10 protein-coding genes are annotated in these 10799 nt (G+C 56.4%); 6 read left to right on the top strand and 4 right to left on the bottom strand.

Translation table 11 applies throughout. The features are described 5' to 3' along the window. Positions 1-140: 140 nt before the first annotated feature. Together ACSZPU_RS19505 and ACSZPU_RS19500 are read right to left on the bottom strand one after the other, a co-directional pair. Complete coding sequence (locus ACSZPU_RS19505; protein ID WP_499002191.1) at positions 141-299, bottom strand: hypothetical protein; 159 nt, start codon at positions 297-299, stop codon at positions 141-143. 316 nt (positions 300-615) lie between these two features. Continuing rightward, positions 616-1359 (bottom strand): SDR family NAD(P)-dependent oxidoreductase, encoded by a 744-nt coding sequence (locus tag ACSZPU_RS19500; RefSeq protein ID WP_499002189.1) that lies wholly within the window; start codon positions 1357-1359, stop codon positions 616-618. A 115-nt stretch (positions 1360-1474) separates the two neighbouring features. On the opposite strand from ACSZPU_RS19500, the gene ACSZPU_RS19495 reads away from it, so the two are divergent. Then, on the top strand, positions 1475-2062 hold the full coding sequence (locus tag ACSZPU_RS19495) for a TetR/AcrR family transcriptional regulator (protein WP_499002188.1): 588 nt from the start codon (positions 1475-1477) through the stop codon (positions 2060-2062). A gap of 1 nt (position 2063) precedes the next feature. Here the strand turns inward: ACSZPU_RS19495 and ACSZPU_RS19490 are convergent, their stop codons facing one another. Next, the gene (locus tag ACSZPU_RS19490; protein WP_499002186.1) at positions 2064-3152 is read right to left on the bottom strand and encodes an oxidoreductase; all 1089 of its coding nucleotides are present in this window, start codon (positions 3150-3152) and stop codon (positions 2064-2066) included. Between the two features lie 159 nt (positions 3153-3311). Between ACSZPU_RS19490 and ACSZPU_RS19485 the strand changes: the two genes are divergently transcribed. The 4 genes from ACSZPU_RS19485 (at position 3312) to ACSZPU_RS19470 (ending at position 8252) form a co-directional block, all read left to right on the top strand. Then, positions 3312-4814, top strand: coding sequence for a sugar ABC transporter ATP-binding protein (locus tag ACSZPU_RS19485; protein ID WP_499002184.1), 1503 nt, complete (start codon positions 3312-3314; stop codon positions 4812-4814). Beyond that, positions 4811-5806 (top strand): ABC transporter permease, encoded by a 996-nt coding sequence (locus ACSZPU_RS19480; RefSeq protein ID WP_499002180.1) that lies wholly within the window; start codon positions 4811-4813, stop codon positions 5804-5806. Before ACSZPU_RS19485 ends, ACSZPU_RS19480 begins: the two co-directional genes overlap by 4 nt. 18 nt (positions 5807-5824) lie before the next feature. Next, a complete protein-coding gene (locus ACSZPU_RS19475; RefSeq protein ID WP_499002178.1) occupies positions 5825-6889 on the top strand; it encodes a sugar ABC transporter substrate-binding protein in 1065 nt (354 codons plus the stop codon). A 118-nt stretch (positions 6890-7007) separates the two neighbouring features. Continuing rightward, the gene (locus tag ACSZPU_RS19470) at positions 7008-8252 is read left to right on the top strand and encodes an LVIVD repeat-containing protein (RefSeq protein WP_499002175.1); all 1245 of its coding nucleotides are present in this window, start codon (positions 7008-7010) and stop codon (positions 8250-8252) included. Between the two features lie 59 nt (positions 8253-8311). On the opposite strand, the gene mtnK is transcribed toward ACSZPU_RS19470, so the two are convergent. Further along, positions 8312-9511, bottom strand: coding sequence for an S-methyl-5-thioribose kinase (mtnK, locus tag ACSZPU_RS19465; RefSeq protein ID WP_499002173.1), 1200 nt, complete (start codon positions 9509-9511; stop codon positions 8312-8314). A gap of 106 nt (positions 9512-9617) precedes the next feature. Between mtnK and mtnA the strand changes: the two genes are divergently transcribed. Then, entirely contained in the window at positions 9618-10637 is a 1020-nt protein-coding gene (gene mtnA, locus ACSZPU_RS19460; protein WP_499002170.1) for an S-methyl-5-thioribose-1-phosphate isomerase, read from the top strand. The last annotated feature ends 162 nt before the right edge of the window (positions 10638-10799 follow it).

The following is a 10799-nucleotide window of genomic DNA, read 5'->3' as shown; positions in this document are numbered from 1 at the left end:
TATCGGTAGTTAACCCTTCCTCCTACACTCTCCACAATCATGTCCGAGCGTTGCACTTATTATCTGAATTCGCGGTTAACGTGCCTGAAAAGATGATGTGGCTCAGGAATAATGCGTACGTATGTGGCGACCGAAGATGTTCAATAATAATATTCGTCAGAGCTATAATTAATCGTATCGTCTTCATCGTCTTCAATCATTTCCTCCGAGTCGTACGATATCATACGTGTATATTCATCATATCCAATGACAACATATTGCGGATTGCCTTCTTCATCATTAATAAATTGAATGGTCATAAACGTGCTCCGTTGTGATTAAACATACCCAATAAGTGCCGTCCTGCCTGGCCTGCGGGTGTTAAGGTGCTGCCTGTCAGTAAAATTTTTTTTGAGTGTCTTTAGTGATAACGTATTGATTATTTATGGCATCGCGAACGGTATTTCTGAGGTGATATTATTTTAGCGAGGTATGCTAAAGGGTAGCCGTGAGTCTGTAAATAATTATATTAGTAAATGAATTCTGAATTTAAACTGTTTTATATTTTCTGCATCGCTGTTACTTTTTATTTTTTATTTAAAAAAGCCTCTGTGAATAACAGAGGCTTATCGTATCTCAGGCGTTGGCCCCGCCGTCCACGTCAATCCCGGTCCCGGTGATGTGTTTTGCCGCCGGGCTGGCGAGGAAGGTCACCGCGTCGGCGATATCTTCCGCCTTACCGTAATGCCCAAGGGCAATCAGCTGGCGCTGGGTTTCTGCCCCTTCACCATCGGCCGGGTTCATGTCGCTATCGGTTGGGCCAGGATGTACCAGGTTGACGGTGATGCCACGCGGGCCAAGATCGCGCGCCAGACCACGGGTTAACGAGTTCAGGGCGGATTTGGTCATCGAGTAGACCGCAATCCCCGGCAGCGGCACGTGATTCGCCAGGCAACTGCCGATGTTGATAATGCGTCCACCGTCAGGCAGATGAGCAAGCGCTGCCTGGGTGGCGAAAACGACCCCGCGGATATTCACGTCGATCAGGGCGTCGATATCCTCCTCGGACATCTCTTCCAGCGAACCGCCGCGTGCAATCCCGGCGTTGTTCACCAGAATATCCAGTCCCCCCAGTTGTTCGACCGCTGACGCAACCGCTGCACGGATAGCCTGCGGACTGGCGCTGTCGGCCTGAATAGCCGCACCGTTGCGGCCGAGAGCACGGATTTCATCAGCAACGGCCTGGGCTTTCTCTGCTGACTTTTCATAAGTAATGGCAACGTCTGCACCCGCCTGTGCCAGTGACAGGGCGATGGCTTTACCTAAACCACGGCTTGCGCCCGTAACCAGCGCGCGTTTTCCAGCAAGTGAAAATGACATGGTGACTCCTGAGTTAATTTATGTGTCGATTGATACATAATTAAAGTAAACGCTCTTCCATGAATTCGTCAATGGTATTAATATACCGATCAGCACAAAATATCTGGAGGCGACAGTGAGCCGGGGTAGACCACGCGAATTTGACCGTACAGAAGCGCTGAATCAGGCTATGAAAATCTTCTGGCAGAAGGGGTATACCGCCACGTCCATGAACGATTTGTACGAGGCGATGGGCATTAAATCGCCCAGTTTGTATGCGGCGTTTGGCAGTAAAGAAGATTTATACGAAGAGGTGCTGCTGCACTACGAGCAGTCCGTTGCGCCCGTTATCTGGGGACATATGTCGACAGAGCCCTCGCCGCGCCAGGCGGTGTGGCTGTGGCTGGAGCGCTCTGCGGAAGTCCTGACGCGCACCGACATGCCGCACGGTTGTATGGTGACGCTTTCGGCGGTGGGTAGTGAAGGGAACGATCGTCTGGGGGAGATTGTCCGGCGGCTGCGTACGAGCGGTATCGACCTGCTAAAAGCGCGTCTGCTTGAGGCACAGCAGCAGGGCGATTTACCTGCTTCCGTGGATATCGACGCCCTGACGCGCCTCTATATCAGCGTCCAGCAGGGGATGTCGATTCAGGCCCGCGATGGCGCAGGCCGTGAAACGCTATTGAGCATTGCCCGTATGGCGATGATTATGTGGCCCGCCTGAATTAGCGGGCGAAATGCTCAACTTTTTCAAACGCGGCGCGCAGGGTGGCAGGCGTTAGTTCACCCGGTAAATAGTGGATAGATTCCACCGGGCGCAGGGTATGGGCAATCACGCGGTCCAGTTCTGCGTGGTTGTTGATGTCCACATCCAGCGCGGCCAGGGTGGTCGGCAGGTTAAAGCGCTGGTAGGCGTTCACTAACTGTGTGAGCACGTCATCCTGGCCGAGCAGGGCGCTTTGTACCAGAATGCCGTAGGCCACTTTCGTTCCGTGCAGGAATTTTTCTGTCTGCGGCAGAACGGTTAAACCGTTATGCACCGCATGCGCGGCAGCGACACGGGTATAGCGCTCGCCGAGTCCACCGACCATGCCGCCGCCAGCGATAATCGCATCCACCACATCACGAAACGCCTGCGTCACTTCACCACGCGCCTGATCTGCTAATGCTTCTTCACTGCTGTCGAGCAGCACATCGCGAATCGCCAGCGCGTTGTTAATCCCCAGACGTACGGTCAGCGACAGATTTTCTGGCTCAGGCGCCAGTACCACCGCTTCATACCATTTCGCCAGCGTATCGCCGATCCCCGCCAGTAGGTATTCCGCCGGCGCGTTGAGAATAATTTGCGGCTCAACCAGCACCAGGAAGTTGGCGTCATCGAAAATTTCGAACTGCAATGCCTGACCGGCGTCGTTGTACCAGACGGAGAGCGGTGTCCAGGCCGCGCAGGTTGCGGCAATGGTCGTAATTGCCACCACTGGCAAACCAAGACGGCGCGCCAGGGCTTTGCTGGTATCGAGCAGCGCTCCGCCGCCCACGCCAATCACCACAGTACGGTCATCTCCGGCTTCACGCGCCAGCTCTGCCACATCCGTTTCACTGCAATGGCCTTTGAACAACACGTGTCTGGCACCCGGCGCGTTGAAGCTTTCTGGCAGGAAAGGACGGGCACCTTCGATGGCGCGCTCGCCGTAAATCCAGATAGCGCGGGAAAGTTGCTCCTGGGTATAGAAATCATGCAGGTGCGCCAGACTGCCCTCGTGAGAGAAATAATTGGCCGGGCCAGTGACGACGCGAATATTAGTGTTGCTCATTTGTTGTGTCCTTGTGTACTATCGCTACCTGATGTTATGTCTGGACATCCGGATGGCTAATATTATTTTGCTTTATCTTATGCCTTTTCCGTCGTTGCCAGTCAAGGCTGCCTATGAAAAATTCATCAAATAAACTTAATTATCAGGAACTCGCGTCGGATGAGTACTCACCACCTCGAAATGCGCTCTGTAAGCCTTGCGTTTGGCGGGTTTAGCGCATTGTCGCACGTTGATTTCACTCTGAATGGTGGTTCGGTGCATGCGTTAACCGGGGCGAACGGTGCCGGCAAATCAACCCTTATGGCGGTGCTGTGCGGAACGCACGATCACTATGAAGGTGAAATTGCCATTAATAACCAGGTCGTGTCGATTCGCTCCCCGCGCGATGCGAAGCTGCTGGGCATTCACCTGGTGCAGCAGGAAGTGGACGTCGCGCTGATTCCTGGGCTGTCGATTGCCGAAAACATCATGCTCGACCAGCTTGCCGAGGCCGGTCATGCGTATCACTGGGGTGATGTGCGTAAGCGGGCACGTGAGGCGCTGGCGCAGCTGGATGTGGTGATGGATGTTCGTCGCTCAATTGACACCTGTAGCCTGGCGGAAAAACAGCAGATTTTGCTGGCCCGCGCGTTGTCGCACCACTGCCGTTTCCTTATTCTGGACGAACCCACCGCGCCGCTCGATCAACACGAAAGTGAGCGCTTGTTCACCGTGGTCCGCCGCCTGCAACAGCAGGGCATCGGCGTGGTGTTTATCTCCCACCGCATTCATGAACTGAAAGCCATTTGCGACACACTGACCGTGCTGCGCGACGGCAAGCTGATTGAGTCCGGCCCGATGGCGGAACTCAGCGGCGAGCAGATCGTCGAGAAAATGCTCGGGCATGAGCTCAGCGACATCTATCCGCCGAAGCGCCCGCCGCACAGCGATGAGGTACTGCTGAGTATTGACGGTCTGCACGACGAACAACTGCTGAAAGATATCTCTCTGCGCCTGCGCAAAGGGGAGATCCTCGGTATTGCCGGTCTGGCGGGAGCAGGGAAAACCGAACTGTGCAAAGCACTGTTTGGCGCGACCAAAAGCAAGGTGACGCGCGGTGAGCTTAACAGCCAACCGTGGCGCCCGCGCGACCCGGCCGATTCCGTCTTTCGCGGTATGGCGCTGGTACCGGAAGAACGCCGCAAAGAGGGCATCTTTATTGAAGAGCCTATCGCCATGAACCTCTCGGTCAGTGCTGATAACACCTTTTCTCGCTGGAGCCTGTTTGGGCATCGCCAGGCGTGGCGCTGGGCGCAGGAAGTGATTGCCCGCGTTGGCGTGCGCACCACCGGCCCGGCGCAAATCCTGCGTCGTCTTTCCGGCGGCAACCAGCAAAAAGTGGCGATTGGCAAATGGCTGCGCGGCAATGCCAACGTGGTGATTTTTGACGAGCCGACCAAAGGCGTTGATGTGAAGGCCAAAACTGACCTGTTCCAGCTGATTGACGGCCTGGCGCGGGAAGGGAAAGGCGTGATTTATGCCTCCGGGGAGTTTTCCGAACTGGTGGGCCTGTGTGACCGTATTTGTGTGCTCTGGGATGGGCGCATTGTCGCAGAAGTGAAGGGCGAGGAGGCCCGCGAAGAGACATTACTTTATTTTTCCACCGGAGGAACGGCAGCGTGAGCAAAGCCCTTTCAGTTAAGGCTGCGGTGTCATCCCGTCAGCAATTTTTTGATTTTCTTTATAAATGGGGCATGTTGCTGACCGTTGTCGCGCTGGTTGCCATCTTTGGCGTGGCCTCCGATAACTTCCTCGACCCGTTCAACATCATCAACATCTTGCGTTCCATCGCCATTGTGACGGTGATTGCCATCGGCGTGTCGATTTCGCTGACCATCGGCGGCTTCGATCTCTCGGTGGGCTCTACCGCGTCGCTGGCGAATGCGCTGGTGATTTCGCTCTTCGTCTGGCACGGCTTTGGCACCACCGAGGCCATCCTGGTGACGCTGGCTCTCTGTACGCTGGTGGGTCTGTTTAACGCCTTTCTGATTGTGATACTGCGCATTCCCGACATGCTGGCCACCCTCGGCAGTCTGTTTGTGATTCAGGGCGTGGCGATGACCTACAGCTACGGCGGTTCGATCACCGAAAACATGGTACTGCCGAGTGGCGATATGGCCCAAGGAACCATTCCGGCGGCATTTGGCCTGCTGGGACAGGTGCCGACCATCGTCATCATCATGCTGGTAGTCACCGTTCTGGCGCAGTTGGGGCTGTCGCTGACCACCCACGGACGCCGGATGTACGCCATTGGCGGTAATCCGGAGGCCGCGCGTTTATCCGGCATCCGCACCACCCGCTACAAAGTGGCGGCCTATGTGATGGCCTCACTGCTGGCCGGTCTTGGCGGCATTCTGCTGGCGTCACGCATCGGTTCTTCACAGGTCAATGCGGGCGGCGGCTATCTGATGGATGCGGTCGCGGCGGCGTGGATTGGTTTCTCGCTGGCGGGTTCCGGCAAGCCGAATTCGCTCGGCACGCTGGTGGGCGCGGTGATTCTCGGGGTGCTGTCAAACGGCCTGGTGATGCTTTCTGTACCGTATTACGCCATGGACATTATTAAGGGGCTGGTGCTGGCCGGTGCCCTTGCGTTGACTTACTTCCAGCGTCGTTAATTATTCAGGGGATAACAGATGAAAAAGATAGCACTCTCTTTACTGACGCTGGGTTTACTGAGCGCACTGCCGGGTTATGCGGCCACGCCTGCACCGGTTCCGGATGCCATTGCCAGCCATAACGGCCCGATTCGTATCGCGCTGATTCGTAACCTCGGTTCCGATGACAATACCACCCAGTTTGTTTCCGGTGCATTGCAGGAAGGCAAAAAACTCGGTTTTAAAGTCAGCACCTTCCTGAGCAACGGCGACGATGCTAAATTCCAGGACTTTATCAACCAGGCGATCAGCCAGAAATATGACGGCATTATCCTGTCTCAGGGCCGTGACCCGTACTCTACGGCGCTGATCAAAAAAGCGGTGGATGCCGGGATTAAAGTCTCTGTGTTTGATACCGCCGTGAACGGTGACATCCCGGGCGTGACCGTTACCCAGCAGGATGATGCCTCTCTGACCAAACTTTCCTTCGGCGCGCTGGCAAAAGATTTCAACGGTAAAGCCAACATCATCAAACTGTGGGTCGCTGGTTTCCCGCCGATGGAGCGCCGTCATGCTGCCTATGCTGAGTTGCTGAAAGAGTATCCTGGCATCAAAGAGCTGGAATCCATTGGCGCGGTCTCGTCTGACGTGCAGGGCGATACCGCCAACAAAGTAGGCGCGGTGCTGGCGAAATACCCGAAAGGGCAGATTGATGCTATCTGGGGTACCTGGGATGCTTTCAGCCAGGGCGCCTACAAAGCGCTGAAAGAGAACGGTCGTACCGAGATCAAACTCTACAGCATCGACGTGTCCAACCAGGATCTGCAACTGATGCGTGAATCCAACAGCCCGTGGAAAGTGAGCGTGGCGGTGGATCCGAAGCTGATTGGCGCAACCAACGTGCGTCTGATTGCCAACAAGATTGCTGGCGAACCGACCCCGGCGACCTATGACTTTAAAGCGGCAGCCATTCCGCAGGCACTGCTGGCGGCACAGCCAGGTGCGGTGAACGTGGCGTCACTGGCGAAGATCATCCCGGGCTGGGGCCAGACCGAAGACTTTATCGCGCCGTGGTTCGCCACCCTGGAAGCCAAAGCGAAATAACGGACGTTGTCCCGGATGACGGCGTAAACGCCTTATCCGGGCTACGGTTTTCTCCCTCTCCGTGGGAGAGGGCCGGGGTGAGGGCAACAAACCGCACCCCTGCTTAAAAGGAACACTCATGGCAACAGAACTTCCACGCCCGGAATACAGCCGCAACATGCGGTTGATTGGTCATAGCGACCAGGGCGGACGCCCGGACGGCGTACAGCTGATGGTCCACCGTGGATTTGCCTATATCGGCCACATGGTCTCCCAGGGCTTCTCCATCGTCGACGTGCGCGACCCGAAAAATCCCAAACCCGCAGGCTACGTTCCGGCGCCACCGGGCACCTGGAATGTGCACTTACAGGCACATGACGATCTCCTGCTGGTCATTAACGCCCGCGATCTCTTCGCCGACGCCCGTTTTGCTGACGAAAAAGTCTATTACACCCGCTCGGTCGGTGACACGGTTAGCGACGTGCAGGACAAAGGCTGGAGCGCCGGGCTGCATATTTTTGATATCTCCACCCCGAACAAACCGCGCGAAATCAGCTTTCTGTCACTCAACGGGATCGGTATTCACCGTATCTGGTATGTGGGTGGGCGCTGGGCCTATGTCTCTGCGCTGATCGACGGTTTCAGCGATTATATTTTCCTGACTATCGATCTGGCGGATCCCCGCAAGCCGGAAGTGGCGGGGCGCTGGTGGCTGCCAGGCATGAACCAGGCGGCAGGCGAAACGCCGGACTGGGAAGCGGGCAAACGTTATGCGTTGCACCATGCGATTATTGCAGGCGACACTGCCTACGGTAGCTGGCGTGACGGTGGCCTGACGCTGCTGGATGTGAAAGACCGCACCGCGCCGAAGCTGATTAGCCATCGTAACTGGAGCCCGCCGTTTGGCGGTGGCACCCACACCGCGCTGCCGTTGCCGGATCGCGATCTGCTGGTGGTGCTTGATGAAGCGGTGCTCGATAATCAGGAAGACGGTGAGAAGCTGATTTGGCTGTTCGATATTCGCGAGCCGTCAAACCCGGTCAGCATTTCCACCTTCCCGCAACCGGATGAGATTGATTATGTGGCGAAAGGGGCGCACTTCGGGCCGCATAACCTGCATGAAAACCGTCCGGGGAGCTTTATCAGCTCGACGCTGATTTTCGCCACCTACCAGAATGCTGGTGTACGTGCGTATGATATTTCCAACCCGTATCGTCCGGTGGAAACCGGCGCACTGGTGCCTGCTGCACCGGCGAAGATGATGGATACGCGACCGGGCCGTCCGCAGGTGATTCAGTCCTGTGATGTGTTCGTGGATGCGCAGGGGATTATCTACAGCACGGATTACAACGGTGGGCTGTCGGTGATTGAGTATTTGGGATGAGTGCGGTCTGATGCCCTCACCCCGGCCCTCTCCCACAGGGAGAGGGAGAAAAACGGCACTCAACTATACTGGCGCACTCGCGCAATCAACTCATCAACACTATCAATACGCGGCGCAATCACAATCAGCGCCTTGCCCAGGGAAATCGCGTGGCGCAGGCACTCATGGCGCATCTCTTCATCATTGATGGTGTCAATGTCTGCCACGTGCGACAGCCCGACCGAGCGGCGAATCAGCTCCGTACCACAAAAACCGACCGCATCGGCCCATACCTTTTTCAGAAACTCCGACACGTAGCCCGGCACTCCGAGCGCCGCATCGCGGCCTTTCTCCGTTGCCAGCGCCTGGAAGCGCCCGGCGAAGGTTGCCCACAGCTCCTGAATATCATTCAGACGCTGTTCGCGCGCGGCGGCGGCATCGCGAATGCCAAGCTGACCCGGCAAGCCGCAGTAGTTCAGCAGCAGGTTACCGATAGCGGTACCGATATCAAAACCGATCGGGCCGAAGTAACCAAATTCCGCGTCGATCGCTTTCAGGCTGCCTTCGGCAACGAAAATCGACCCGCTGTGGATATCGCCGTGCAGCAGCGCTTCGGCATGCGAGAAGAAACGGTGCTTAAGGGAGGCCACTGCCAGTCTCAGTTGGGTATCCTGACGCAGGGCTTCGACATCCGCTTCCAGCGCAGCCGGGTAATTGTTGCGCTCGTGAACCATGTAGGGATCGTTAAAGAACAGGTCTTCGGTGATCTCACACATTTCCGGGTTAACAAACTGCGCGACCTGCGCTTTTTTGACGTGTGGATGCAGGTAAAAATCGCTGGTATGAAAAAGCGTCTGTGCCAGATATTCTCCCAGCTGGCGCGCCGCCTGTGGGTAGTAGGTGCCTTTGATCAGCTCGCCGCGCCAGATGCGATGGTCAGAGAGATCTTCCATCACCATCACCGCCAGCTCCGGGTCGTAATGCAGAATATTCACCGTATGCGCCGGGGCGTGTTTGTAATGCTCCACCAGGGTCTGAGCTTCCAGACGGGCGCGGTCCAGTGTCAACGGCCAGGATTCGCCCACACAGCGCACGTAGGGCAGAGCTTGTTTGACGATAATGCGGCTGACACCCTGAGCGTCAAAAATCTTGAACACCAGATTAAGGTTACCGTCGCCCACCTCCTGCGCTTCAACCAGCTCGGACGGGTTGTCCAGACCACCAAATTGTTGTGCGTACGCCACGGCGTCCTGGGCGTTGAAGGTACGGTATTGCGACATTGCCTTTTCCTCTTGTTCTTATGCTAATAAAGCCATTCAGACGTCTATACATCCGGACTTCATCCTGACACAATACGATACAACAACGCAACAGGGATTTAACGCTATGCAGTCATTACAGACCACCAGCCTGCGGGTAACCGAAAACCAATTATTTATTCTCGACCAGCAGGCCCTGCCGCAGGAGAAACGCTGGCTCCCGGCGGATTCGGTAGCATTGTTGGTGGGGCATATTCATGCGCTACGCGTACGCGGCGCGCCGCTGATTGGCCTTTCCGCCAGCCTGTTACTGGCGCTGCTGGCAGAAAAGGGCGAAAGCCGTGAATCTCTGGCACAGTCGCTGGAAACCCTGCGTGCTTCCCGCCCGACGGCGGTGAACCTGATGAATAACCTTGATCGTATGAAGCTGGCGCTGGCGCAGGAAAACCATGTTGCGGCGCTGGCGGCGGAAGCGTTGCGTTTGATTGATGAAGACAAAGCCCTGTGCGACAGCATCGCGCAGGCGGGTAGCATACTGGTGAAACCGGGCAGTCGCCTGTTGACCCACTGTAATACCGGTGGCCTGGCGACCGCAGGCGTGGGCACCGCGCTGGGGGTTATCGCGCTAGCTCATGAGCAGGGCAAAGTGGCGAACGTCTGGGTGGATGAGACGCGTCCGTTGCTGCAGGGTGGGCGTTTAACGGCCTGGGAACTGGGCGAACTGGGTGTGCCTTATCAACTGATTACCGATTCAATGGCCGCCAGTCTGATGGCGAAAGGCGAGGTGGATGCCGTCTGGGTCGGTGCGGACCGCATTGCGGCGAATGGCGATGTGGCGAACAAAATTGGCACCTATTCGCTGGCGGTGCTGGCAAAGTTTCACGGCATTCCGTTCTATGTTGCGGCACCGCAAACTACGCTGGATCCTAACTGTCCGAACGGGGAAGCGATTCCAATTGAGCAGCGTGCTGCTTCTGAGGTCACAGGTGTTGCCGGAAGCTTTGGTGCCGTGCAGTGGGCACCGGAAAATGCGCAGGTTTATAACCCGGCGTTTGACGTGACGCCTGCGGCATTGATCAGTGGTTGGGTGCTCGACAGTGGCGTGGTCACGCCGGAGCAGGTCAGCGCAGGGTTCTTTACGCGCTGAGTGGTGATTGCCCCTCACCCTAAGCAATGTGGCGAGGGACGGCTTTTCCCCCTCTCCCTGAGGGAGAAGGTCGGGGTGTGGGTGGGGGACCCTGTACACGATTCTGTGTAAATGCCTTTTCTCAGAAGTGACCGTCCAGGCGGTCACCGAACTCGATAATAA

The organism is Phytobacter sp. V69 (assembly GCF_965644215.1).
GTDB lineage: Bacteria > Pseudomonadota > Gammaproteobacteria > Enterobacterales > Enterobacteriaceae > Phytobacter.
The sequence above is the reverse complement of the archived record's forward strand: the minus strand, read 5'-3'. Positions and strand labels throughout refer to the sequence as shown.